This is a genomic window from Hallella absiana (assembly GCF_025457485.1).
GTDB classification, from domain to species: domain Bacteria; phylum Bacteroidota; class Bacteroidia; order Bacteroidales; family Bacteroidaceae; genus Prevotella; species Prevotella absiana.
This window is the reverse complement of sequence record NZ_JAMXSP010000023.1, coordinates 1-25,059: the sequence shown is the minus strand read 5'-3', so window position 1 is coordinate 25,059 and position 25,059 is coordinate 1. Positions and strand designations below refer to the sequence as shown.

The following is a 25,059-nucleotide window of genomic DNA, read 5'->3' as shown; positions in this document are numbered from 1 at the left end:
TTTTTCCAACATTTATCATATAGGCATGGAGCCGTTTCTCTTACGGCTCTATGCCTCTTTGCACTTTGTATGCTGACCGCCTTTGCAGCACCACGCAAACGCAAGGCGGTGGATGACAGAGTCTATCTCGTACATGCCGATGAGTTGAAGTTCGACATGTACGGGCCTAATCCCGACGCGCAGATCGTCAAGGGACATGTACACTTCCGGCACCGGGGAGCCACGCTGACGTGCGACTCGGCTTACTTCTACCAGACGACAAACTCTGTACGGGCCATGGGACACGTGCACTTCCGTCAGCCACAGGACAACATCACGCTCACCTGTCAGCGTGCATGGTACGACGGTGAGGAGCAGCTCATGGAGGCACGCAACAATGTCGTACTCCACCATGCCCGACAGACATTATACACCGACTCGCTCAACTACGACCGGCTCTACAACAACGCGTATTTCTTTCGTGGCGGACGGCTCATCGACGGATCGAGCAAGCTCAGTTCTGACTGGGGAGAGTACAACACTCAGACCAAGCAGGCGGTCTTCTACTACGATGTGCAGCTCCATACGCCCAAGACACGTGTCTCCACCGATACGCTCTATTACGACACCCGCACCTCGCGGGCACATGTCGTCGGACAGTACACCCCCAACAAGGGACAGGGTACGCCACGTGCCTCACGCATCGTCAACGGGCAGAACGTGATCACCACCACCGACGCTTACTTCAACACCAAGACCGACAAGGCCGATCTCTATGGACGCTCGACGGTTGTCAACAAGGAGAAGACCATCACTGCCGACACCTTATTCTATAATAGCAAGACCGGACGCAACTATGGGCGGGGAAATGTGGTGTATGTCGACAAGCGCAACAAGAATAAGCTCACGGCTCATCTCGTCGTCTACAACGAGAAGACCGGGCGAGGCTTCGCCACGGGGCGTGCCCTCGTCATGGACTACTCCCGTCCCGACACGCTGTGGATGCATGGCGACACGATGCGCGTGGAGACCTTCCATATCAACACCGACTCGGCCTACCGCAAGGTGCATTGCTATCCTCGGGTACGTATCTTCCGCAACGACGCGCAGGCGGTGTGCGACTCCCTGGTCTTCAACTCCAAGGACTCGTGCATGACGATGTATCGTGATCCTATACTCTGGAACGGGCAACGGCAGCTCTTGGGCGAGAAGATCCTGACGTTTATGAACGACACTACGATCCGGGAGGCTCATGTCCTCGGACAAGCACTCTCCATCGAACTCATGCAGGACTCCATACACTACAACCAGGTGTCCTCCACCAATATGTTTGCTTATTTCCTCGGTGGCAAGATCCGGAGAAGCGATGCCGTGGGCAACGTGCGTGCCATCTTCTACCCCGTTGATGACAAGGACAGCACGCTGATCGGACTCAACTATATTGAGACCGACACCATGCGTTCTTTTGTCAACGACCAGCGCAAGCTCGAACGTATCTGGATGCCGAAAGCCCAGGGGACGCTCTATCCGATGACACAGATTCCTCCTGGCAAGGACAAGCTCGATGTCTTCGCGTGGTTTGATGATATACGGCCGAAGACCAAGGACGATGTGTTTATCTGGAAACCCAAGGCTTCGGGTACGGAGCTGAAACACATCAAGCGCCATGCCGCGCCGATCCAGCAGATCGGCAATCATGCCGTTTCGAAAAAGGCAGAAGCACCCGCGACGGCTGTTGCCGGGGCGAAGAGTCATCAGACTCCGTCGCCGAAGACATCCCGTTCCCCGCGCAAGAGGACTGCACGTAAATAATCTTCACTGTTTATGTTTTTCTCTTCCCGTCGCCCCCGTCCCTTCCATCATACGTTCATCTACTACGATGAGCGGAGGGAGCGTCTGCGACAGTTGGAGGAGCACGCCCGTGAAGAACTGGCTGCTGAAGGTCAACTGCCCAAGGAGGGTGGGGCAGCGGAGCACTTAAAGGATGACGACGCAGAGGCACTGCGCCGTTTCCGTCCCGAGGTTCTGCGGGGTACCTTCCTTCCTGCCGACAGCCGTGTGCGCCGTCGCCGGCCGGGCTTGTTCTCGGGCCATCTGTTGCTGATCGTGCTCATCCTCCTATGTGTCGTTTTGTTTGTTTTGATGTTATGAGTGATATTATTCAACTTCTTCCAGACTCAGTAGCCAACCAGATAGCGGCCGGCGAGGTCATCCAGCGCCCCGCCTCTGTCATCAAGGAACTCGTCGAGAACGCTGTCGACGCCGGTGCCAAGCACATCGACGTCGCCGTCATCGATGCAGGACGTACGTCCATCCAGGTCATCGACGATGGTAAAGGTATGTCCGAGACCGATGCGCGTCTGGCCTTTGAGCGCCATGCTACGTCCAAGATTCGTAAGGCCGATGATCTTTTCGACCTCCATACCATGGGATTCCGTGGCGAGGCTCTGCCGTCGATCGCTGCCGTTGCGCAGGTGGAACTGAAGACGCGGCAACGGGGAGAGGACATCGGTACGCATCTGTCCATCGCCGGTGGTAAGGTGACGGGGCAGGAGCCGTGTGCCTGTCCCGAAGGTTCCAACTTCATGGTGGAGAATCTTTTCTTCAACGTGCCTGCCCGCCGTAAGTTCCTCAAGTCCAACAATACAGAGCTCAACAACATCCTGACGGCATTTCAGCGCATCGTACTGGTCTATCCCGACATCGTCTTCCGTCTGCACAGCAACGACACGGAACTGCTCAACCTGCGGGCCTGCGGCTTGCGCCAGCGTATCGTCGATGTCTTTGGCAATCGTCTCAACCAGGACCTTCTGCCCGTGAAGGTGGAGACCTCGCTCTGTGGCATCCATGGCTTCGTGGGTAAGCCGGAGTCGGCAAAGAAAAAGAATGCCCATCAGTATTTCTTTGTCAACGGTCGCTATATGCGCCATCCTTATTTTGCCAAGGCGGTGATGTCGGCTTTTGACCGTCTGATACCTCAAGGCGAGCAGGTGCCATTCTTCCTCTATTTCGATGTCTCGCCAAAGGACATCGATGTCAACATCCATCCAACCAAGACGGAGATCAAGTTCGAAAACGAGCAGGCGGTGTGGCAGATCCTCAATGCAGCTGTCAAGGATGCAGTGGGCATCTTCAGCAACGCCACCACGCTGGACTTCGACACAGAGGGTAAGCCTGATATTCCAGTCTTCGATCCCGACAATGGAGCTTCGATGCCGAAGGTGGACTTCGACCCGCAATACAATCCTTTCACGGCATCGGCTCCTTCCTCCGCCGGTTCCGGTGCCTTCCATCCTTCACGTATGGGCTCAGAGAGTTTCCATGCTTCTCAGATGGGCTCTGAAGGCTTCCATGCCTCGCGTATGGGCAACTCACAATCGGCGTTTGCTGATTTCGACACGTTGATGAGCGGTGCCTCGTCGTCATCTTTCAACGATGTTCCCTCTTCTGCGCCTGACGATCTCTTCCCTCAGGAGAAGAGTGCTGCAACTGGTGCCAAGCAGGTGCTGGAAGAAAAGGCACCGTCGCACTATCAATATAAAGGAAAATACATCATGACAGCCGTGAAGTCAGGGCTGATGATCGTGGACCAGCATCGGGCACATATCCGCATTCTCTTCGAACAGTATCAGAAGCAGTTGGAGGCAAAGAAGATGCGGGCGCAGAAGGTGCTCTTCCCCGAGTCGTTGGAACTCACGGCTCAGCAGCAGGTGACCTTAGGACAGATCATGCCGGAGTTGCAGGCTATGGGCTTTGAGCTGACAAGTTTAGGTGGCAGTACGTGGTCGGTCAATGCGATGCCGGAAGGTCTTGACGGCATCAACGTGATGGATCTGCTTCACGACATGCTTGACGGTGTTCATGCTACGGGTGATGAGGCTTTACAGAAGGTCAATGAACAACTGGCATTGACGATGGCGCGTGCCGCTGCGATTCCTTACGGTCAGGTGCTTCAGAACGACGAGATGGAGAATATCGTCAACAGCCTCTTCCTCTGCAGTAATGTCAACTACACGCCCGACGGCCATAAGATTCTCTGCATCCTCAAACAGCAGGAGATAGAGCAGATGCTGGGGGAATAAGGGAAGTAGCCAAGCCCTTCCCTATCCCCCTTGAAAGTAATTTCTCACATGCAAAGCCACGGAGATTGACTCCTTATTATATATATAGCTCTCACAGAGATGGCTTTGCCATACCGAGTCCACAGAATATCTTTTTGCATTTAACGCTCCATCTTCGATGGAATTAAGAAGATAACCGAATATAAAGAATATATACGAAGTCTATATACAAAAAACCGAATATCAGGAACATTCCCGATATTCGGTTATTTTTTTGTCTTTACTAAGAGCCTTAGTCTTGTTCTAAAGATTCCAGTCCGTCCTTGTGGGTTTCTCCATTCCCTCCCCTTGGGGAGGGTTAGGGTAGGGCTGGAGGACTAAGGAAGTGCCTTACTCTGCAACCTCTACAGTAGCGCGACGGTTGAAGGAAACAGGAGACAACTCGCTGTTACCACCCTTGCCGACAGTGTTGATGTTAGCACGGTCGATACCCATCTTCACGAGTTCGTCAGCGACGGTAGCGGCACGCTTCTCAGAAAGCTTCTGGTTGAGCTCTGCAGATCCAGTTGCGCTGTCAGCGTAACCAGTAACGTTAAGCTTGCAACCATTGTCCTTTGCATACTGTGCGAGAGCCTTGACATTAACAAGATCCTTCTTGGATGCGATGTTGCTGCGGTTGATGTTGAAGAAAACAGATACAGGAGCGCTGGCGAAGCTCTTGACAGCCTTAGTCTCTTTGGGCTGCTCGCTGAGAAGCTTCTTCAGACGTGCATTCTCTGTGTTAGCATCGTCCAACTGACTCTGCAATGCATCGATCTGGCTCTGATACATAGTCTTCATTGCGTCTACGTCTGGAACCTTGTTCCATGTACCCTTGCCCAGATTGAAGGTCAGACCCACTTCTGCGTAGAGGTGATTGTCCTTGCTTTCCCAACCACGATGATTCTGGCCTTTGGCGGAAATCTTGGTAGCATAGCCGTCGAAGTCTTCCTCAAGACGGTTCCAGCCACCTTCGACATATACGTTCATCTTGTCGCATACGCGCCAAGAGGACTGGAGACCCAGGCTGAGCTGCATTGCATATTTGTTAGCGCTGCAGTTGCGAGACATACCGGCACCAGCGAATGGGATGACATTCCACACACGCTTGGGGTTATAGCCCAGAAGCAGGTTGCTCATGTTCAGCATCACCTGTTCGTTAGCGGTCCAGTACTTCATGCCGTTACCGGCGTTGTTGTCATCGGTGACCGCTTTGCCCCAGATACCCTGCACTTTTGTGCGCAGTCCGAGACCCGGGGTAAACCACTTGCCGACAGCGATGGAAGCACCGGGATTGCTACGGAACTTCTTAAATGGGCTGTGGGAGAGCCCTAATCCGTGTTCTTCGTTGCTATACCATGCGCTCCAGTCTGCGCCAGCCTGAACAAACCAGTTGCTCCAGAAGGAGTTGGTAGCCACGCTGTACTGTTGTACAGGAACAGTTTCCTGAGCATTCATGCTCATAGCGAAACCTGCAAAAGCCAATGCGATGAATAATTTTCTCATAATCTTAATTATTTAAATTAATTGATTTGGTATTCCTACTATATCGATCTGTTTAAATGCTTTTTGATGTTTACCTTTGATGCAAAGTTAATACTTTTTTTCTTATGTTGGTGTTTTTTCTTTGTTTTTTTTTGTTTTAGCTGTTTTTTCTGTGTAGATGTCTATGTAACAATGTCTTTTTTGTAGTTAGCCCTCTATATAATATGGTATAAGCAATCTGAGAATGGTATACGTATCTTTCTTCATAGAGTGAAAAAGATCCGGCATCTATGTATGATACCGGATCTCTTTAGGAAGTGGAGTGCGAGGTTTAGTGCAGGCACTTCTTCTTTCCTTTTGTCAAGCTTGAGGACATACTGTCCTCCATCTCGTAGCGGGGTGCGTGCTTGGCAGTCTTTGCCTTCTTAGGCTTTTTGTTTCCTGCTGCTCCCATAATTGCAAACGATTTTATGTTGTGAATTATATTTTCGGGTGCAAAAGTATAAAAAATACCTTTTACCGCAAAAGGGTATAGTACTGTTTAAACTAATTTAAACAAGAGCATTGTGAGGTGTGAGGGAAATTCCTTACGTTCATCGTTGCTTTTTCCAAAACTTTGCATTACCTTTGCAAGTAAGCATAATAAGCACATAAGACGATGGATACAGAAATCAAAATTGGAAACTATAATACGCTGAAGATGACACGGGTGGCAGAGCGTCCTAACCCTCATGCCTTTGGCGGTAAGGAGACTTTCGGCATCTTCCTTGACGGTGGTAAGGAGGGCGAGATACTCATGCCGCAGAAATACGTGCCAGAACATGTCCGTGTGGGTAGCGACGTGCATTGCTTCGTCTATCTCGATCAGGACGAGCGGCTTATTGCCACTACCGAGAAACCATTGGCGAAGGTCGGCGACTTCGCCTATCTGAAATGTTCCTGGGTCAACGAGTACGGCGCTTTCCTCGACTGGGGACTGATGAAAGATCTCTTCTGTCCCTTCCGTGAGCAGAAACGGCGCATGGAGATCGGCGAGAGCTATATCGTCTATGTCTATGTCGACAGGGACAGTTATCGCGTGGCTGCTACGGCTAAGGTGGACCGCTGGCTCCACGACGTGCGTGAGGATAATGGTGGTGGACTGCATAAGGGCGCAGAGGTGGATCTGCTCGTGTGGCAGAAGACTGAGCTGGGCTTTAAGGTGATCATCAACAACCGCTATGCGGGACTCGTCTATAAGGATCAGATCTTCCAGTATATCCATACGGGTGACCGCGTAAAAGGCTACATACTGAACGTACGTGAGGACGGAAAGATCGATGTCTCATTGCAGCCGATAGGACGCCGGCAGACACTTGACTTCGCTGAGACACTGCTCGAATGGATCAAGGCACACGATGGTCACTGTCCGTTCAACGACAAGAGTGATCCCGATGACATCAAGCGAGAGTTTCAGGTGAGCAAGAAGGTATTTAAGAAGGCTGTCGGTGACCTCTACAAGAAACAGCTGATCACCATTAGCGACAATGGGCTCGAACTCACTAAGAAAGGGTAGTAACTATTGTTTATGCCCTCCCTTATCCATTCACAGGGTGGCATACTTTATCTTACACTGAGACTCAGAGGTCGACACCTTATTATATATAGCTCATAGAGATGGCTATATAGCTCACAGAGATGGTTTCACCATATCGAGTCTATAGAGCGGGCAAACATCGAATTTCTTGTGCGTTTCTTTCAGTCTCTCTCTCTTCTCCCGTCGGATTCTCTCTATGCTCTCTTTAAGGTGTATCCTTCTCTGTGTCTTGGAATTTAAGTTCTTTCTTGGATCTGTGTCTCTGTGTGAGATTCAATAAATTATAGTGTCTTTCGGTGCAAGATACGAGGGGCGGCACGTGAAAGCTATTCCATGGTATTCTCGTTGTCGAGTTGTCCGTCGACCATGTGGATGGTGCGGTCGGTGATGGAGGCGAGGTGCTCGTCGTGGGTGACGATGACAAAGGTCTGTCCGAACTTGTCGCGCAGGTCGAAGAAGAGCTGGTGGAGCTCTGCTTTGTTCTTGGAGTCGAGACTGCCTGAAGGTTCGTCGGCGAGGATGACAGCAGGATGGTTGACTAAGGCACGTGCCACAGCGACGCGCTGCTTCTCACCGCCGGAGAGCTCGTTGGGCTTATGTCCTGCTCGGTCGGCAAGTCCCATGAACTCAAGCAGCTCCATAGCGCGTTGCTTGGCCTCACTGCGTCCTTTGCCATTGATGAAGGCCGGGATCATCACGTTTTCCAAAGCCGTGAACTCCGGCAAGAGCTGGTGGAACTGAAACACGAAACCGATATGCTCGTTGCGGAAATCGGCGAGCTTGCCGGTGGAAAGTTTGCTGACGTCTACGTCGTCAATGACGACAGAGCCACTGTCGGGCTTGTCGAGCGTACCGATGATTTGCAAAAGAGTCGTCTTGCCGGCTCCTGACGGGCCAACGATGCTGACCACCTCTCCTTTATTGATATGCAGGTCAATGCCTTTCAGCACCTGCAACTTGCCAAATGACTTGGTAATGCCTTTAACGTCTATCATGGGTGATAATTTGTAATCAATTTCTTTAGCTTATTGCAAATTTAGTCATTTGTTTTTATACTTGCAACAGTTGAACGTTAATTTATGCGTTCTGTTCCCCTTTACCACCTCTTTTCCCTTTCGGCATACTCAAAGATATGCTCTTGTTTTTCATCCAGTCGCGCAGGGCGGCGTAGGCCGAGGTTTCCTCGGTGTGCTGAGGTTGGGCGAAGGTCATGCGCATCTTGTCGTCGCCATACTGGTCGGGGAAGATGATCATCAGGTTCTTGCCTTTGAAGTATTTCGTGAGTTCCTCGGGCAGACGCTCCTGGGCAGCCTTGAACGACACGGTACCTTTACGGGCGGTGACAACGACGAAGAGATGGTCGTCGGCGATGGTGGCGGCAAGCTTGGGCATCTCGTTCCAATGCTCCATCTCTATATAGGTGGCGCGCACCGAGGCATGGCGGTTCTTGACATATTCGTTGATCATCTGCAGCGTGTCCTTGCGACCGTAGAAGACGATGCGGCACTCCAGGTTCTCCGACAGTCGTGAGAGTCGCTCTACCCAGCGGTAGAAGCCCGGCTCGTACTGTGCACGGGAAGGTACGGCAACCTGTATGCGGCGTAGCGTGGCGATGGGGTGGTTGAGACGTGCCATGATGATCTGACGGCTCAGACCATTGAACAGACTCTGATGAAACTCGCCCCAGAACTTAGGACTGACGCTGGCGTGGGTGTGCATGCCGATGAGCACCTCTGTGGCCTGGAACTCCTTGAAGGCGTGCTTGATGCCGTTGGCGATGTTGGCGGCAATGCGCACCTGGGTCTGCAAGTGGACATCGGAGCCTGCGGCATAGTGGCTGACCTGATCCAGCAGGCGTTGACCCGCATCTTGGTTCTTGCGGATGTTCTGGTCGTCATACACGACGTTCAGTGCCACAATGCCCTGAGGACGCTTGGCTGACCGCATCATCAGTGCTAAGTCGATGAGGCGGTTGGCGTATTCGGGATATTTCACCGGCACAAGGATGTTCTCCACCGTTGTGGGTGCTTCTTCGTCGTGCGCCACTTCTTTGTCGCGGACGATGATGCGCTGGGCTGAACGGTCGGTGACGATCGACGAGATGATGCAGGTGAAGAGAATCATGATGACCACGCCGTTGAGCATCTGCTCATCGACGAGTGGCTTTCCGTCGGCTGTCTTTAACCCCATGCCTACCATCACTATGGCAATGGCTCCGGCAGCATGTGCTGACGACAGACCGAACATCATGTGTGCTGACGACAACGGCAGACGGAAGACAAAACCGGAGAGATAGGCGGCGATGGCCTTGCTCAGCGTACCGATGATGACGAAACAGGCTACCACCCAGATGATATTCCCACCGGCAAAGAGCAAACGTACGTTGATGAGCATGCCTACACCAATGAGGAAGTAGGGGATGAACAGTGCGTTGCCGATGAACTCGATGCGGTTCATCAGCGGCGAGAGCTGGGGGATGTAGCGGTTGAGGATGAGTCCGGCAAAGAAGGCACCGAAGATACCTTCCAGTCCGATGAGCTCGGCGAGCGCTGCCATCAGGAAGAGCATGGCCATGACAAAGATGAACTGCATGACGGCATCGCTGTAGCGGCGCAGGAAACAACGTGTCAGCCGGGGTACGGCATAGAGCAGACCGGCGCAGTAGAGTGCCATCTTCAGGACAAAGAAGCTCCAGAAGGCCACGCCGCCGCCACCCTGGTGGGAGGCTACGATGACGGCCAGTACGATAAGGGCCAAGAGCAGACTCACCATCGTGGCGCCTACGCTGATGACTACGCTCGGCTTGCGCTGAAGTCCATAGCGGCTGACGATGGGGTAGGAGATCAGCGTGTGCGACGACATGATACAGGCCAGCAGCAGAGCGGCTCCCGTTGTATAGCCCAACAGACTGATGCCGGTGAAGTAGTTCATTGCAAAGGGTATGGCGAAGGTCAGCAGGCCAAAGACCAGCGCACGGTATTTGTTGCGCTGAAGGCCATCGAGGTCCATCTCCAATGAGGCCAGGAACATGATGTAGTAAAGACCTACCCGTCCGAAGAGTTCAAAAGAGGCATCGCGTGAGAGAATGTCCAGTCCGTACTGTCCGACGAGCACGCCGGCCAGCACCATGCCGATGATATGTGGAATGCGCAGCTTGCCCATGATGATAGGAGCCAACAGGATGATGAGCAACACCACGAAGAAGATCAACGTGGGATTGGTGATGGGGAAGTATGACGCGATGTTGAGCATATATCTTCTATATTCCTACAAAATTCTTGCACAAAGGTAGCAATTATTTTTCAAACACTGAAAAATATTACATATTGTTCGTCTAATTGATGGGAAAGTTGTACTTTTGCAACACGATTATCACCATATCATTATAAAATAAGAGAAAGGAATAGATTATGAGAGTAGCTATTGTTGGTGCCAGTGGCGCAGTGGGCCAGGAGCTTCTGCGTATCCTCGCTGAGCGTGATTCCCCCGTTGATGACCTTGTGCTGTTCGGCTCTACACGTAGTGCCGGCCGCCTTTACAACTTCAAAGGCAAGGATTATGAGGTGAAACTTTTGCAGCACAACGACGACTTCAAGGGTGTGGACATCGCCTTTACATCTGCCGGTGCCGGTACGAGTAAGGAGTTTGCGGAAACCATCACGAAGTATGGCGCTGTGATGATCGACAACTCCAGTGCATTCCGTATGGATGACGACGTGCCATTGGTAGTGCCAGAGGTCAACGCCGCTGACGCGCTGAAGCGTCCACGTGGTATCATCGCCAACCCTAACTGTACCACAATCATGATGGTCGTCGTGCTGGAGCCTATTGAGAAACTGTCTCATATCAAGAAGATCCATATCGCCAGCTACCAGAGTGCTTCCGGCGCCGGTGCCGCTGCTATGAAGGAGCTCGAACAGCAGTACAAGGAGATGGTGGAGCAGGGACATGTGACGACCATCAACAAGTTCCCCCATCAGCTGGCCTATAATGTCATCCCGCAGATCGACAAGATGACGCCCAACGACTATACTAAAGAGGAGATGAAAATGTACAACGAGACGCGCAAGATCATGCACTCTGATGTACGCACCTCTGCCACCTGTGTGCGTGTGAGCTCGCTGCGCTCTCACTCCGAGAGTGTATGGTTCGAGACGGAGAAACCGCTGAGCGTGGAGGAGATCCGCGAGGCTCTGAAGGGTGCTCCCGGCGTTACCGTCGTCGACGATCCTCAGAACTATGTCTACCCCATGCCGCTGGAGAGTGCTGGCAAAGATGATGTCTACGTGGGTCGCATCCGCAAGGATCTCGCCGACGATAACAGCAACACACTCTGGCTCACTGGCGACCAGATCCGCAAGGGCGCAGCCCTCAATGCTGTGCAGATCGCCGAGTACCTTATCAAAGAGGGCGACGTGAAGTAAGAAGCAAAGACGGGAAGCAGGGGGCGAGCTAAACTCGGGAGCGGCTGCGAGGCGCCGACGAGGCCTGCGACGGGGCCAGCGGCAGAACCGGCGAGGGGGCCTTGGCACAGCCAAGGCAAACCGAACTGCTAACGCAAAAAGAGCGGCCCCCTTCCTTTCGGCTCTGCTCTTGGTTCCCCGGCGGCTTCCTGCCTTCCGTCCCTGCCCTTTGGCTCCTTAGCTGCTCTGCCTCTGCTCTTGAGTTGCTGTCTCTTCGCGTGAGCCGTTGTGTTTGCTTCGCCTGTGGCGAAGTCCTCCCTTTGTGATTCAAGTCCTCCCTTTGTTATTCAAGTCCTCCTTTTGTTATCCTATAATCCCCCTGCCTATGAATGAGGAACAATACCTACGGCACAAGCCTTTTGCCGGTCCTCTGAAGCCTTCCATGCTGCGCCGCGCCCCCTTCAACGACTATCACGCGCGCCGCATCTACTTGCTGACGGTGACCACCGTCAACCGCTACCCATGGCTTGGCAAGGTAGTGGGGCACACGGCGGCTCCGCGCTATACCCTCGACTATCCTCATATTGTTCCCAGTCCGTTAGGCCTCGCCGTCTTGGATGCATGGCGGCATATCCCTGACTTCGTGCCGGAGATCTCCATTGTCGACTTCCAGCTCATGCCCGACCACCTGCATGGCATTCTCTTTGTCCATGAGAGGATGGCGCGGCATCTTGGCAATGTTGTCGGCGGCTTTAAGAAATCGTGCAACGCAGCCTTTCGCCGTATCATTCTCCACGAAGAGGAGAATCCCAAGGAACAGCGCCACAAAGACGGTAATATGCTCTGGAAACTTGGCTACAACGACCGTCTGCTGAATGAAGAAGGGCAGATGGAGCGGTGGCGCCGCTATCTTCACGACAACCCTTACCGCCTGATGATGAAGCGTGAGCACCGTGACCTCTTCCGTGTGCAGCACAACTTCGAATATGCCGGCTACAGCTTTTCTGCCATCGGCAACCGCTTTCTCCTCGACTATCCCGAGAAGAAAGTAGTGCAGTGCTCGCGCCGTCTCACGGCTGAGCAGATCGAAGCGCAGCGTCAGCAGTGCCTGAAGGATGCAGCGCGTGGCGTAGTTTTCATCTCTCCGAGCATCTCACCGGGCGAGAAGACCATCATGCGTAGCCTGTTTCTCCAAGGCTGTTCGCTCATTCATCTACGTGAGAACGGCTTCACTGACTACTCCAAGCCCACAGGCCGCTCGATGCAAGCTTGTGCCGAAGGCCGCCTGCTGTTGCTGGCTCCATGGGAGCATCACAACGCCCGTACGACGATCCGGCGTGACCAGTGCCTAAGCCTGAACGAGATGGCCAAAGCTCTCAGCGAGTGTTAACGCTTATCACTTTTCTGTGGCTTCTTCTTGTTATATAGAAAAAAATGTGTATCTTTGCATCCACTACGATTATTTTCATGCGCCTGTGGCGGAATTGGTAGACGCGCTAGACTTAGGATCTAGTTGCTCACGCAGTGCAGGTTCGAGTCCTGTCAGGCGCACAAATGAAGAAATCCTAACCGGCGTTCGCTGGTTAGGATTTTTTCCTTTTCCTGATATTTAACGCTCTTGGAAAGAGTATTTTGAAGAAAAAGCAGTAACTTTGCACGAAAGTATAATTTATTAGAAAGTAATAGAATTATGGCACAAGAAGATGTTTTCAAGAAGATTGTGAGTCATTGCAAGGAATATGGTTTCGTATTCCCCAGTTCAGACATCTATCCTGACGGACTCGCAGCCGTCTATGATTACGGACCAAACGGTGTAGAATTGAAAAACAATATCAAGAAGTACTGGTGGGACAGCATGGTGCTTCTTCACAACAATATCGTGGGCATTGACGCTGCCATCTTCATGAACCCGACCGTATGGAAGGCCAGTGGTCATGTCGACGCTTTCAACGACCCGCTCATCGACAACCGCGACTCGAAGAAGCGCTATCGTGCTGATGTGCTCATCGAGGATCAGATCGCCAAGTATGAGGAGAAGATCGACAAGGAGGTGAAGAAAGCTGCCAAGAAGTTCGGCGATGCCTTCGACGAGAAGAAGTTCCGCGAGACCAATCCGCGTGTCCTTGAGCATCAGAAGAAGCGTGATGACCTCCATGCCCGCTACACCGAGGCCATGCAGGGACCCAACCTTGAAGAGCTCAAGCAGATCATTCTCGACGAGGGAATTGTAGATCCTATCAGTGGTACAAAGAACTGGACCGACGTGCGTCAGTTCAACTTGATGTTCTCCACAGAGTTCGGTTCCACAGCCGGTGCCACGAGCAAGGTCTACCTCCGTCCGGAGACAGCCCAGGGTATCTTTGTCAACTTCCTCAACGTGCAGAAGACCACGCGTCAGAAGCTGCCGTTCGGTATCGCACAGATCGGTAAGGCTTTCCGCAACGAGATCGTTGCCCGTCAGTTCGTCTTCCGTATGCGCGAGTTCGAGCAGATGGAGATGCAGTTCTTCTGCCAGCCCGGCACCGAAATGAAGTGGTTTGAATATTGGAAGAAAGCTCGTTTGGCCTGGCACGAGGCTCTGGGCATGGGCAACGACAACTATCGTTACCACGACCACGAGAAACTCGCCTTCTACGCCAACGCTGCCACTGACATCGAGTTCAAGATGCCGTTCGGCTTCAAGGAGGTCGAGGGTATCCACAGCCGTACCAACTACGACCTGAGCCAGCACGAGAAGTTCAGCGGCACAAAGATGCGCTACTTCGATCCCGACACCAACGAGAGCTACGTACCCTACGACGTGGAGACCTCTATCGGCGTTGACCGTATGTTCCTCAGCGTCATGTGCCACTCTTACGAGGAGGAGAAGCTTGAGAATGGTTCCAGCCGTGTCGTGCTGCACCTGCCCGAGGCTTTGGCTCCTATCAAGTGCGCCGTGCTGCCGCTTGTCAACAAGGACGGTCTGCCCGAGAAGGCACAGGAGATTGTCAACGACCTGAAGTTCCACTTCACCACACATATCGAAGCTAAGGACTCTATCGGCAAGCGTTATCGCCGCCAGGATGCCATCGGCACACCGTTCTGCGTCACCGTTGACGGACAGACCCTGGAGGACAACACCGTCACCCTGCGCTATCGCGACTCGATGGAGCAGGAGCGTGTGCCCGTGGAGAAGCTGCGCGAGATCATTGAGGACCGCGTGAGCATCACCAGCGTGCTGAAGAAACTCAGCAAGGAGATTGAGGGTCTTGACAAGTAATCACACAACAAGTAAAGAATGAACATCAGCATCAAGCGCGTCATCAGAAAATGGAGTGGGGCACTGCTTGCCGTTGTGGCAGGCAGCATGCTACTTGCCGCCTGTTCGGAGAGCGACGATACCGGCTCGGAGTTTGACGATTGGCAGAGTAAGAACACGACTTATTGGGACGCTCTCTACGCCAAGGCGCAGGACAGCGTCAAGGCTGGCAATGCCAATTGGAAGATCATCAAGAACTGGAGCCTCGAGGAATCGTTGCAGTCCAAGAACACCGACTATATCATCGTCCACGTCAAAGAGACGGGAACCGGAACGGTCAGCCCCATCTATACCGACACTGTGCGGACGCACTATACCGGCCGGCTGATCCCCTCTGCCAGTTATCCCGACGGCTATCAGTTTGACTCTTCTTTGGGTCATGCCGTTTCCATGGATGAGGCCACGCCGACAAAGTTTGCTGTCAGCGCTGTTGTTGACGGTTTCTCGACAGCTTTGCAAAACATGCATGTCGGTGACCGTTGGGAGGTATACATCCCTTATACCCTTGGCTACGGCGAGACGGCGCAGAGCGCGATCCCTGCCTACTCCACGCTGATCTTCGACGTCAAGCTGGCTGCCTTCTATCCCAAGGGACAGAAAGTCCCCGACTGGAAGTAGTCCGGTAGTATCTTTTCTGGGCCATGCCCCGAAGCTTTTCTTAGAGTCCTATATATATAATAAGGTGTAGGACGCTGCGGAGAGCATCGGGGCATGGTCTTTTTTGTTTGTTCCGGTCTTTTTCTGTTGTCTTCAATGGCGGTTTTGGCATCATAGTCCTCGGTGGCTGCTGTGCAAACGATTGTTCTGCGCTTCTGGGCTGAAAAGTTGTTGTGTGCGCACACACTTTATTGATATAGGTCAAAAATCCCCTCTTTTTGCATAAAAACGATAGAGAAATCGTTGTGGCATTGCGAAAATCATCCTATCTTTGCAGTGTCAAAAGGAAAAAGGATGGCCGCAAGGACATCAAGAGATATTTGAAAAGTTGAGAGAAATATACAAGGTAAGAAGTTCGTCAGGATGCGACGTTAGTAGAGAAAATAGAGAGAACGCAGGTAGAAGATGATTCAGGACGACAGGTAGAAGATGATTCAGGATGTACGGATAGGTAGAAGATTAGTTCTGTGAAAGGTAAGAAGAAAGATTGATTCAGGAAACGTGATAGGTGTTAGTGATAGAAGAAAGGTATTAGTAAATGCAGAAAGGTATTAGTAGAGTAGGGTATTAGTCATAGAAGAAAATAGGTGTTAGTAAGGAAGAAGAAGGTAAGGTAGATGTTCCTCAGGTAGAGAAGAAAGATTGAAGAAGTAAGGATGACAGACAGGGTGACACGATTCTGGATAACGAAGAGGAAAAGGTAAAAGATTGAATAAGAAAGATTGGTTTATAGTATAAAGAGAAAGCGAGGTAAAAAGATGTATATGATGATGATGAGTCTCATGTGTGCAGCAAGTGCTGCCGCATGGATGTGGGCTGAGAACAATGGCATGCGCCTTTAGTTCCCCCACACGATTGGAAGGAGAATAGCATAGAAAATAGGTATTAACAGATATAACGAGAGCGGTGTCCCAGTATATGGGACACCGCTTTTTGGTTATTTGGCGGAATCTGTGTAACTTTGCACTATAATCAAAGAGTAGTATGTTTAGCAATAAGAAAAGCGAGGCCTTGTTGGCCAAGATACGTGAGGGAGCCCCGTTGATGGGCCGTGAGAAGCTGCGGCTCATCGTGGAGTTGAGTATTCCTTCCATCCTGGCTCAGATCACCAGCGTGCTGATGTTCTATATTGATGCCTCCATGGTGGGCTCGTTGGGTACCGAGGCCAGTGCCGCCATCGGCTTGGTGGAGCCAGCCTCATGGCTCTTCGGCTCGCTGACGGGTGCTGCGTCGATGGGTTTTGCCGTACAAGTGGCTCACTTCATAGGGGCGAACGACTTCCGGCAGGCCCGTCGGGTGATGAAGCACGGCTATTTGTTTTGCTTTGTTTTCTCTTTGGTGCTCATGGCCGTAGCCTGTGGTGTCTCCGGTCCGCTGCCCCAGTGGTTGGGTGGCGGCAGCGACATCCAGCACGATGCTTCCGCCTATTTCTTCATCTTCTCGTTGGCAGCCCCGTTCTTCATGATGGAGAATCTGTCATCGGCCATGCTCAAGTCGAGTGGCGACATGCGTCGGCCGAGCACCATCGCTGTGTTGGCGTGTGTACTTGACGTGGTTTTCAACTTCCTGCTGATCTTCCCTTCGCGCACCGTCAGCGTGCTGGGCATGGATGTCCCGCTGTGGGGAGCCGGACTACGCGTGGAGGGTGCCGCCCTGGGTACGTCGCTGGCCTATGTAGTCACCTCGCTGATCCTGGTATGGTTTAATGTGCGTCGCAGTCCTATTTTGGCTTGGCATCTCGACCGCGAGCGTTTTGTCTGGCAGCCGGCCTATGTGATGAAAGCTCTGAAGATCAGTGCGCCGATGGCTTTGCAGTATGTGCTGATGAATGGCGCGCAGATTGTTTCCACGATGATCGTTGCTCCGTTGGGCAATGTAGCTATTGCCGCCAACTCGTTTGCCGTGACTGCCGAGAGCCTGTGCTACATGCCCGGCTATGGTATCGGCGACGCCGCCTCTACGCTTGTCGGCCAGACGTTTGGTGCCGGACGGCAAGACCTTTGTCGCAGCTTTGCCTGGCTGACCATCGGCTTGGGCATGGGCGTGATGGCCGTGATGGGCGTGGTGATGTATGTCTTCGCCCCCGAGATGATCGGCTTCCTCACCCCTGTGGCAGCCATCCGCGAGTTGGGAACGCGCGTGCTGCGCATCGAGGCTTTTGCCGAACCTTTCTTTGCGGCCAGCATCGTCGCCTTCCGCGTCTGCCTCGGCGCCGGTGATACGCTCAAACCGGCAGTGATGAACCTCGCCTCGATGTGGTGCGTGCGTCTGACACTTGCCTATGCCCTGAGTCAGCAGTATGGTCTCGTGGGTGTATGGGTGGCGATGGCACTGGAGCTCACCTTCCGTGGCTGCATCTTCCTCTTCCGCATCGCACGCGGACGCTGGTACATGAAACCGCAGACCGAAAAGGCAGAATCATAAGAATAGAATTTTAGTTTTAAATAAACACACATGAAAAAACAAATCGTATTGTTGAGTCTGGCACTCGCCTGCACGGGCGCTTTTGCCCAGACTCCCACGTCGGGTATCGACCGCAGCAACCTCGATACCTCTGTGCGTCCCGGTGACGACTTCTATCACTACGCCGCCGGTGGTTGGCTCAAGAGCCATCCTTTGGACGCAGAGCATCCCGAGAATGGAGCGTTCGTCGACCTCGAGGAACTCAACCAGAAGCGTATCCAGGAACTCATCCTGCAGTATGCCAATCAGCCGCAAAAGCAGGGCACGCTCGGACAGAAGATCGGATCGCTCTACAATCTGATGATGGACAGCGTGCGCCTCAACCGCGAGGGATGGGCTCCGCTGAAGCCGACACTCGACCGTATCGCTGCCATCAAGAACACACGCGAGTATCAGATCGTCACGGCTGCGCTCGACCGCAACGGCGAGGGCACGATGATGTATGGCATCGGCGTGGACGCTGACCAGCGCAATGCTGCATGGAACCTCGTTGCCATCGGGCAGGGCGGACTCGGACTCGGCACGCGCGACTACTACACATCCGACGACCCTGACAAGAAAAAGGTGCTTGAGGCCTACAAGACCTATCTGACCCATCTCTTCCAACTCGTGGGCAACGATGAGGCTACGGCCAAGAGCAAGATGCAGAAAGTGCTCGATATCGAGACCGAGATCGCCAAGGCCAGCTACGACGAGGTGAAGCTCCGCGATATCGACGGCAACTATCATAAGATGAGCTATACCGAGCTCGTCGACCAGTTCCCCGGCATCGACTGGGGCAACGTGATGCTGGCCAGCGGCATGCCCGCCATCGACAGCATCAACGTGGCTCAGCCCGAACCGATCCATGAGGTCGAGAAGATTCTGGCCAACACGCCGCTGGAGGATCTGAAGACCTATGCCGAGGCCAAGGTCATCAGTGGTGCTGCCAGTCAGCTTAGCGATGCTTTCCGCAAGGAGGCCTTCCAGTTCGGCTCTGCGCTGAGTGGTGTCAAGCAGGACCGTCCGCGCTGGAAGCGTGCCGTAAGTCTGGTGAGCGGTACACTCGGTGAGGCTATCGGCAAGCTCTATGTCGAGAAGTACTTCCCCGAGAGCTCCAAAAAGAAGATGCTCGACCTTGTCCACAACCTGCAGACGGCTCTCGCGCAGCGCATCGACGCCGCTACCTGGATGGGACCCGCCACAAAGGCACAGGCCAAGGACAAGCTTCAGAACTTCATCATCAAGATCGGATACCCCGACAAGTGGAAAGACTATAGCGGACTGCAGGTTGTCGACTCGCTGAGCCTCTACGAGAATCTCCAGCGCATCTCACGTTGGGCTACCGACAAATATATCGCTGAGAAGGTCAACAAAAAGGTGGACAAGAGCGAGTGGGGAATGACGCCGCAGACCATCAACGCCTACTACAACCCCACGACCAATGAGATCTGCTTCCCCGCAGCCATCCTGCAGCCGCCATTCTTCGATCCCAACGCTGACGACGCTGTGAACTATGGTGCCATCGGCGGCGTCATCGGACACGAGATGAGCCACGGCTTCGACGACCAGGGATCGCAGTTCGACAAGAACGGCAACCAGCACGACTGGTGGACAGCACAGGACAAGAAAAACTTCAACGCACGTACAAAGGTGCTCGCCGACTATTTCTCTGGCTTCGAGGTACTTCCCGGCGTGAAGATCAACGGACAGCAGACGCTTGGCGAGAACATCGGCGACAACGGCGGACTCAATATTGCCTTCACTGCCCTGCAAAATAGCATGAAGCAGCATCCGCTGACCACCATCGACGGCTTCACCCCCGAACAGCGCTTCTTCCTGGCTTGGGGACGTGTATGGGCGTCGAATATGACACCGGAGGTGATACGCTATCTCATCACCGTCGACGTGCACTCTCCCAACATGGCACGTGTCAATGCCGCTCTGCCACAGATCGACGCCTGGTACAAGGCCTTCGGCGTGAAGAAGGGCGACAAGCTGTTCTTGCCCAAAAACAAGCGTGCGCATATCTGGTAAGCAATCGCTGAAATCCTGTTTTGTTGGATAAACTGACAAAAAACAGCCTCTGAGAATCGATTCTTTGCGACGAGGTGTCCTCTTGACCGCAATTTCGCGATTCTCGTGAGGTTTTTAGAAAGTTGCTGATTATCAGATAATTGTAAACGTTTGGCTGATTTCTGCCGAAGAAATCGTTGAGATGCTTCGGTCAGAGAGGTACTTTGACCGAAAATTCTCTAGAGAATTTTTGATGAAACAACCGAGATGATCCGGTCATCACGGTTATTTTATAGCGAGAAAAGGGTGATTTGACTTGGTCAAATCACCCTTTTCTGTGTCTGATTAGGCAAAAAACATGGAAAAACGCTTGTTTTCGCCTTGCATCACTCTTTTTTGCTGATACTTCCATCTCTAGATTGAATGTTCAAGTTGACAGACTTTTGTAAAAATGCTTTCCGCCTCTTCCCCGCGATCCTTAGGTTTTGACAAAACGGCTCATGGGCTGTCGCACTTTCTATATAGCGTGTGACATTATGTCATACCTCTCCCCGTGCCCACAGCCGTTGGCACACGCTTTGTTATTTAAGGGGCGGACAATCAAGTCCAACAGTTAACATCGAATAATAAATAAAATATATACAATTATGGGAAAGATTATTGGAATCGACTTAGGTACTACCAACAGCTGTGTGGCTGTGTTTGAAGGCAATGAGCCTGTAGTGATCGCAAACTCTGAAGGCAAGCGTACGACACCGTCTGTCGTGGGCTTCGTCAAGGACGGTGAGCGCAAGATTGGTGACCCGGCAAAGCGTCAGGCTATCACCAACCCGAAGAACACCGTGTACTCTATCAAGCGTTTCATGGGTGAGACTTACGAGCAGAGCCGCAAAGAGGCTGAGCGTGTGCCTTACACAGTGATCAACGACAACGGTTATCCTAAGGTGCAGATCGAGGGTGCAGCACATCCTTACACACCGCAGGAGATCTCTGCTATGATCCTGCAGAAGATGAAGAAGACCGCTGAGGACTATCTCGGCCAGGAGGTCAACGAGGCTGTCATCACCGTGCCTGCTTACTTCTCTGACTCTCAGCGTCAGGCTACCAAGGAGGCTGGTGAGATCGCTGGTCTGAAGGTGCGCCGTATCGTCAACGAGCCTACGGCTGCCGCTCTGGCTTACGGTGTCGACAAGGCCAACAAGGACATGAAGATCGCTGTCTTCGACCTTGGTGGTGGTACGTTCGATATCTCTATCCTCGAGTTCGGTGGCGGCGTGTTTGAGGTGCTCGCTACTAATGGTGATACCCACCTGGGTGGTGATGACTTCGACCAGGTGATCATCGACTGGCTCGTCAACGGCTTCAAGGCCGACGAGGGCATCGACCTGACCAAAGATCCGATGGCTATGCAGCGCTTGAAGGAGGCTGCTGAAAAGGCAAAGATCGAGTTGAGTTCTACGACGACCACTGAGATCAACCTGCCTTATATCTCTGCTGAGGGCGGTGTGCCTAAGCACTTGGTGAAGACACTGACACGTGCTCAGTTCGAGCAGCTTGCTCACGACCTGATCCAGAAGTGTCTGGTACCTTGCCAGAACGCTATCCGCGACGCTAAGCTCTCTACGAGCGACATCGACGAGGTGATCCTCGTGGGTGGTTCCAGCCGTATTCCTGCTGTACAGACGCTGGTGAAGAACTACTTCGGCAAGGAGCCCAGCAAGGGCGTTAACCCTGATGAGGTCGTCGCTGTGGGTGCTGCTATCCAAGGCGCTATCCTCAACAACGAGAAAGGTGCCGGTGATATCGTGCTGCTTGACGTCACTCCGCTGACCCTCGGTATCGAGACCATGGGTGGCGTGATGACAAAGCTGATCGACGCCAACACGACTATTCCTTGCAAGAAGAGTCAGATCTTCTCTACCGCTGTCGATAACCAGACGGCCGTGACCATCCACGTGCTGCAGGGTGAGCGCCCGATGGCTGCTCAGAACAAGAGCATCGGACAGTTCAACCTTGAGGGCATTGCACCCGCACGCCGTGGTGTTCCACAGATCGAGGTGACCTTCGATATCGATGCCAACGGTATTCTGAACGTCAGCGCTAAGGATAAGGCTACCGGCAAGGAGCAGAAGATTCGTATCGAGGCTTCCAGTGGCTTGAGCCAGGACGAGATCGAGCGCATGAGAGCTGAGGCTAAGGCCAACGAGGATGCTGATAAGAAGGAGCGTGAGAAAGTGGACAAGCTCAACCAGGCTGACTCCATGATCTTCACCACCGAGAACTTCCTCAAGGACAATGCCGACAAGATCCCGGCTGACAAGAAGCCGGCCATCGAGGATGCTCTCAACAAGCTGAAGGATGCCCACAAGGCTGCCGACGTGGCTGCCATCGACACAGCTATGGCTGCTCTGAACACTGCCGTTCAGGCTGCCTCGGCTCAGATGTATGGTCAGGGCGGTGCTCAGGCTGGTGCCCAGGGCTTCCAGGGCGGTGCCAACGCCGGTGCCGGTTCGCAGCAGAACACGAACAACGGTTCTGACAACAAGTCGGACGACAATATCCAGGATGCCGACTTCGAGGAGGTGAAGTAATATAATCAATAAATATTAATGGAAATCCCACGCAACCACAATGGTTACGTGGGATTTTTTTGTATCTTTGAAAAGTTATACATGCTTATTCACGATCTCAATCTTCAGATTTAAATGAAGATGTTTGGAAATCTTGGTGAGCTGCACAGCTTTCCCGCTGGTGTTGCTGTGAGTATTTACATACCAATCTTTAACTTGGTGCCATGCACCATGACCTAAAGCTGTTGACGGAGTTTTGGACACCAAGTTTGCTTTGTCAACACTGATACCGAGCTCTGCAACCTTTTCCGGGCCAATTTTCTCAATAGCCATTAACAATGTTGTCGTAGCATTTTTGTCTTGAAAGACAACGCCATCCGGGAATGTAACTTTCAAACGTGTTTGAGGATTGACAATTACATGAGGCTTCTGCTTTTTGGTGGGAGCAGGCTTCTCGATAGGCAGCAATGGATATTTCTTTGTTTCAGTCTCGTCTGTAATGACACGTTTACGCGTCATGCGCACGCTGATGGGAGCGGATGGGTCATAATCAACGACCAATACTAATTTGCGTTGGATCTGTCGCAGAGTGGGTTCTATGTTCTTGCCTATGATGGGCAGAATCTCGTCACGAATGATTTGCTCCTCAGCTTCATCCAATCGTTTGGAAAGATTGTCGTCGATGGGGATATTGTTCTTTCGCAATGTCTCTATTGCGTTGTATAGGTCTTGGAGGTTGCTCATGGCATCTATTACTTTTTATGATGCAAAAATAGCAAAAATCAAATAGAAATCATTACTTTTACTGAAAAAAATGATTTACGGATATATCAGGGTGAGCAGCGACAAGCAGACAGTAGAGAACCAGCGGTTTGAGATTAACAACTTTTGCGAGCGTGAGAAGTTGCACGTTGATGACTGGATAGAGGAAACCATCAGCGGTACCAAGAACTATGACAAGCGTCAATTAGGTAGATTGCTTAAGAAGGTGAGCAAGGATGACATCATTATATGTAGCGAGCTCTCGCGTCTCGGCCGTAACCTATTCATGATCATGGAGATTCTCAATATCTGCATGAATAAGGAGTGCCGTGTCTGGACCATCAAAGACGGTTACCGTCTCGGTGATGATATCCAAAGCAAAGTGCTTGCATTCGCTTTCGGCCTCTCCGCTGAGATAGAGCGCAACCTGATTTCTCAACGCACTAAGGAAGCACTGGCAAGGAAGAAAGCGGAGGGAGTCGTGCTGGGGCGTCCCAAGGGAAGAAAAAGTGGACCTGATAAATATAAACTATCAGGTAAGGAAATTTTAATTAAGGAACTACTAAAAAATGGAACTTCACTTCGCAAGATTGCAGAAATTTGCAAGGTAGATAGAAACACTCTTTCCCGATTTGTTACACTCAAAGGATTGGCAGATAACTAAAGAGCGATTTTGTGCAGCAACAGCATACAATTTGTGATTTCAGCTCTTCAGACAGTTGGGTTGTCCTCTCGCCTATTGAGCAAAGCATCAAGCGTAAAATTGAGGCGGTGGGGACACCACTCAAAGATTGGGATATTCATATTTACCGCGGAGTGCTTACAGGATGCAACGAGGCTTTCATTATTAATACAAGCAAGCGGAACGAGATTCTTTCCAACTGCAAAGATGCCGACGAACGCCAGAGAACCGAGGAACTTATTCGACCGATTCTTCGTGGCAGAGATATCAAGAGATATGGCTATGAGTGGGCGGGGGTATATCTTATTGCCACTTTCCCATCACGTAATTATGACATAGAACAATATCCAGCAGTGAAAAAATATCTTCTTAGCTATGCAGATAGCTATTTACGAAGTAGCAAATGTGACGATATTGCTAATGAATATCTTGCAGAGTTTTGTCATCAGAAACTCGCACAAACAGGTAAAATAGTCGTGATAGATGGAAATGAAGTTATCATAAGTGGAAAGAAAGAGAAGGCACGAAAAAAAACATCTAACAAATGGTTTGAGACTCAGGATAGCATCAGTTATTGGGAGGATTTTAATAAGCCAAAATTGTTTTATGCTGATATCACTCAACATTTAAATTTTTGCTTATGTAGAGATGTAATGTATTGTAACAATACAACATACTTTATCACGACTGATAATGAACGAGAGTTGAGACATTTACAAAAATATCTGAACTCTCCACTAATTGATTGGTATTACAAAACTCTATCTGTTCAGTTAGGAGAAAAGGCAGTAAGGATGTTCTCTATTTATGTCTTGGAAATTCCAATTCCCCCTATTGGCGAGGATAATATATACGAAGCATACCATTTGAATGCTACAGAAATTGCTTTTATTGAGGGAAAAGAGGCGTAGTCCTCTTTTCCGCTCAATAGATCATTGGCAAGAACTTATATGAAATTATTAATTATACCCGTTGGCGGAATTAATTTAAGTTGATAAATATGAGTAAAAAGTTGCACATATCGCTGATTTTTAGTAACTTAGTGGTGTTCAAAACATTAAGTCCAAACCATCGTATGTACAACCTTTA

The 25,059-nt window shown here is 51.6% G+C and carries 18 protein-coding genes and 1 tRNA gene; 14 read left to right on the top strand and 5 right to left on the bottom strand.

All coding sequences use genetic code 11. The features are described 5' to 3' along the window. Positions 1–69: 69 nt before the first annotated feature. The 3 genes from NG346_RS10965 to mutL are packed head-to-tail and all read left to right on the top strand — an operon-like array spanning position 70 to position 4,061. Entirely contained in the window at positions 70–1,791 is a 1,722-nt protein-coding gene (locus NG346_RS10965) for an OstA-like protein (protein ID WP_262288748.1), read from the top strand. A gap of 12 nt (positions 1,792–1,803) precedes the next feature. Continuing rightward, complete coding sequence (locus NG346_RS10960; RefSeq protein ID WP_262288747.1) at positions 1,804–2,130, top strand: hypothetical protein; 327 nt, start codon at positions 1,804–1,806, stop codon at positions 2,128–2,130. Then, entirely contained in the window at positions 2,127–4,061 is a 1,935-nt protein-coding gene (mutL, locus tag NG346_RS10955) for a DNA mismatch repair endonuclease MutL (protein WP_262288746.1), read from the top strand. Before NG346_RS10960 ends, mutL begins: the two co-directional genes overlap by 4 nt. 369 nt (positions 4,062–4,430) lie before the next feature. Here mutL and NG346_RS10950 read toward each other — a convergent pair whose 3' ends face one another. Both NG346_RS10950 and NG346_RS10945 read right to left on the bottom strand, forming a co-directional pair. Further along, positions 4,431–5,585: an OmpA family protein gene (locus NG346_RS10950; protein WP_262288745.1), complete on the bottom strand. Its 1,155-nt coding sequence runs from the start codon at positions 5,583–5,585 to the stop codon at positions 4,431–4,433. Positions 5,586–5,895: 310 nt separating this feature from the next. Further along, positions 5,896–6,018, bottom strand: coding sequence for an RNA-binding protein (locus tag NG346_RS10945; RefSeq protein ID WP_154535269.1), 123 nt, complete (start codon positions 6,016–6,018; stop codon positions 5,896–5,898). A gap of 204 nt (positions 6,019–6,222) precedes the next feature. Here NG346_RS10945 and NG346_RS10940 point away from each other — a divergent pair, with 204 nt between their 5' ends. Further along, positions 6,223–7,119: a CvfB family protein gene (locus NG346_RS10940; RefSeq protein WP_262288744.1), complete on the top strand. Its 897-nt coding sequence runs from the start codon at positions 6,223–6,225 to the stop codon at positions 7,117–7,119. Between the two features lie 347 nt (positions 7,120–7,466). Here the strand turns inward: NG346_RS10940 and NG346_RS10935 are convergent, their stop codons facing one another. Together NG346_RS10935 and NG346_RS10930 are read right to left on the bottom strand one after the other, a co-directional pair. Beyond that, positions 7,467–8,135 (bottom strand): ABC transporter ATP-binding protein, encoded by a 669-nt coding sequence (locus NG346_RS10935; protein WP_262280789.1) that lies wholly within the window; start codon positions 8,133–8,135, stop codon positions 7,467–7,469. 82 nt (positions 8,136–8,217) lie between these two features. Then, on the bottom strand, positions 8,218–10,392 hold the full coding sequence (locus NG346_RS10930; protein WP_262288743.1) for a cation:proton antiporter: 2,175 nt from the start codon (positions 10,390–10,392) through the stop codon (positions 8,218–8,220). A gap of 158 nt (positions 10,393–10,550) precedes the next feature. On the opposite strand from NG346_RS10930, the gene NG346_RS10925 reads away from it, so the two are divergent. The 8 genes from NG346_RS10925 (at position 10,551) to dnaK (ending at position 22,547) form a co-directional block, all read left to right on the top strand. After that, positions 10,551–11,564 (top strand): aspartate-semialdehyde dehydrogenase, encoded by a 1,014-nt coding sequence (locus NG346_RS10925; protein ID WP_262288742.1) that lies wholly within the window; start codon positions 10,551–10,553, stop codon positions 11,562–11,564. 364 nt (positions 11,565–11,928) lie between these two features. Next, positions 11,929–12,933 (top strand): transposase, encoded by a 1,005-nt coding sequence (locus tag NG346_RS10920; RefSeq protein WP_262288741.1) that lies wholly within the window; start codon positions 11,929–11,931, stop codon positions 12,931–12,933. Positions 12,934–13,012: 79 nt separating this feature from the next. Next, positions 13,013–13,094, top strand: a tRNA-Leu gene (locus tag NG346_RS10915). Positions 13,095–13,233: 139 nt separating this feature from the next. Next, positions 13,234–14,802 (top strand): glycine--tRNA ligase, encoded by a 1,569-nt coding sequence (locus NG346_RS10910; RefSeq protein ID WP_154535276.1) that lies wholly within the window; start codon positions 13,234–13,236, stop codon positions 14,800–14,802. 18 nt (positions 14,803–14,820) lie between these two features. Continuing rightward, positions 14,821–15,459: an FKBP-type peptidyl-prolyl cis-trans isomerase gene (locus NG346_RS10905; protein WP_262288740.1), complete on the top strand. Its 639-nt coding sequence runs from the start codon at positions 14,821–14,823 to the stop codon at positions 15,457–15,459. A 1,023-nt stretch (positions 15,460–16,482) separates the two neighbouring features. Then, positions 16,483–17,922 (top strand): MATE family efflux transporter, encoded by a 1,440-nt coding sequence (locus tag NG346_RS10900; protein WP_262288739.1) that lies wholly within the window; start codon positions 16,483–16,485, stop codon positions 17,920–17,922. A gap of 30 nt (positions 17,923–17,952) precedes the next feature. Continuing rightward, positions 17,953–19,977, top strand: coding sequence for a M13 family metallopeptidase (locus tag NG346_RS10895; RefSeq protein WP_262288738.1), 2,025 nt, complete (start codon positions 17,953–17,955; stop codon positions 19,975–19,977). 626 nt (positions 19,978–20,603) lie between these two features. Further along, on the top strand, positions 20,604–22,547 hold the full coding sequence (gene dnaK, locus NG346_RS10890; RefSeq protein ID WP_262280782.1) for a molecular chaperone DnaK: 1,944 nt from the start codon (positions 20,604–20,606) through the stop codon (positions 22,545–22,547). 75 nt (positions 22,548–22,622) lie between these two features. On the opposite strand, the gene NG346_RS10885 is transcribed toward dnaK, so the two are convergent. Beyond that, on the bottom strand, positions 22,623–23,231 hold the full coding sequence (locus NG346_RS10885; protein ID WP_262280781.1) for a hypothetical protein: 609 nt from the start codon (positions 23,229–23,231) through the stop codon (positions 22,623–22,625). A gap of 109 nt (positions 23,232–23,340) precedes the next feature. Here NG346_RS10885 and NG346_RS10880 point away from each other — a divergent pair, with 109 nt between their 5' ends. Both NG346_RS10880 and NG346_RS10875 read left to right on the top strand, forming a co-directional pair. After that, positions 23,341–23,952 carry a master DNA invertase Mpi family serine-type recombinase gene (locus NG346_RS10880; RefSeq protein WP_262280780.1) on the top strand — a complete coding sequence of 204 codons (612 nt, stop codon included), beginning with the start codon at positions 23,341–23,343 and terminating at the stop codon, positions 23,950–23,952. An 11-nt stretch (positions 23,953–23,963) separates the two neighbouring features. Further along, positions 23,964–24,881, top strand: coding sequence for a TaqI-like C-terminal specificity domain-containing protein (locus NG346_RS10875; protein WP_317620794.1), 918 nt, complete (start codon positions 23,964–23,966; stop codon positions 24,879–24,881). Positions 24,882–25,059 lie beyond the last annotated feature (178 nt).

Coding starts and splice junctions, on each gene's coding strand:
- NG346_RS10900 (WP_262288739.1), top strand. CDS start 16,483: ATGTTTAGCAATAAGAAAAGCGAGGCCTTGTTGGCCAAGATACGTGAG.
- NG346_RS10935 (WP_262280789.1), bottom strand. CDS start 8,135: ATGATAGACGTTAAAGGCATTACCAAGTCATTTGGCAAGTTGCAGGTG.
- NG346_RS10895 (WP_262288738.1), top strand. CDS start 17,953: ATGAAAAAACAAATCGTATTGTTGAGTCTGGCACTCGCCTGCACGGGC.
- NG346_RS10920 (WP_262288741.1), top strand. CDS start 11,929: ATGAATGAGGAACAATACCTACGGCACAAGCCTTTTGCCGGTCCTCTG.
- mutL (WP_262288746.1), top strand. CDS start 2,127: ATGAGTGATATTATTCAACTTCTTCCAGACTCAGTAGCCAACCAGATA.
- NG346_RS10910 (WP_154535276.1), top strand. CDS start 13,234: ATGGCACAAGAAGATGTTTTCAAGAAGATTGTGAGTCATTGCAAGGAA.
- NG346_RS10925 (WP_262288742.1), top strand. CDS start 10,551: ATGAGAGTAGCTATTGTTGGTGCCAGTGGCGCAGTGGGCCAGGAGCTT.
- NG346_RS10940 (WP_262288744.1), top strand. CDS start 6,223: ATGGATACAGAAATCAAAATTGGAAACTATAATACGCTGAAGATGACA.
- NG346_RS10880 (WP_262280780.1), top strand. CDS start 23,341: ATGATTTACGGATATATCAGGGTGAGCAGCGACAAGCAGACAGTAGAG.
- NG346_RS10905 (WP_262288740.1), top strand. CDS start 14,821: ATGAACATCAGCATCAAGCGCGTCATCAGAAAATGGAGTGGGGCACTG.
- NG346_RS10950 (WP_262288745.1), bottom strand. CDS start 5,585: ATGAGAAAATTATTCATCGCATTGGCTTTTGCAGGTTTCGCTATGAGC.
- NG346_RS10965 (WP_262288748.1), top strand. CDS start 70: ATGCTGACCGCCTTTGCAGCACCACGCAAACGCAAGGCGGTGGATGAC.
- NG346_RS10930 (WP_262288743.1), bottom strand. CDS start 10,392: ATGCTCAACATCGCGTCATACTTCCCCATCACCAATCCCACGTTGATC.
- dnaK (WP_262280782.1), top strand. CDS start 20,604: ATGGGAAAGATTATTGGAATCGACTTAGGTACTACCAACAGCTGTGTG.
- NG346_RS10945 (WP_154535269.1), bottom strand. CDS start 6,018: ATGGGAGCAGCAGGAAACAAAAAGCCTAAGAAGGCAAAGACTGCCAAG.
- NG346_RS10960 (WP_262288747.1), top strand. CDS start 1,804: ATGTTTTTCTCTTCCCGTCGCCCCCGTCCCTTCCATCATACGTTCATC.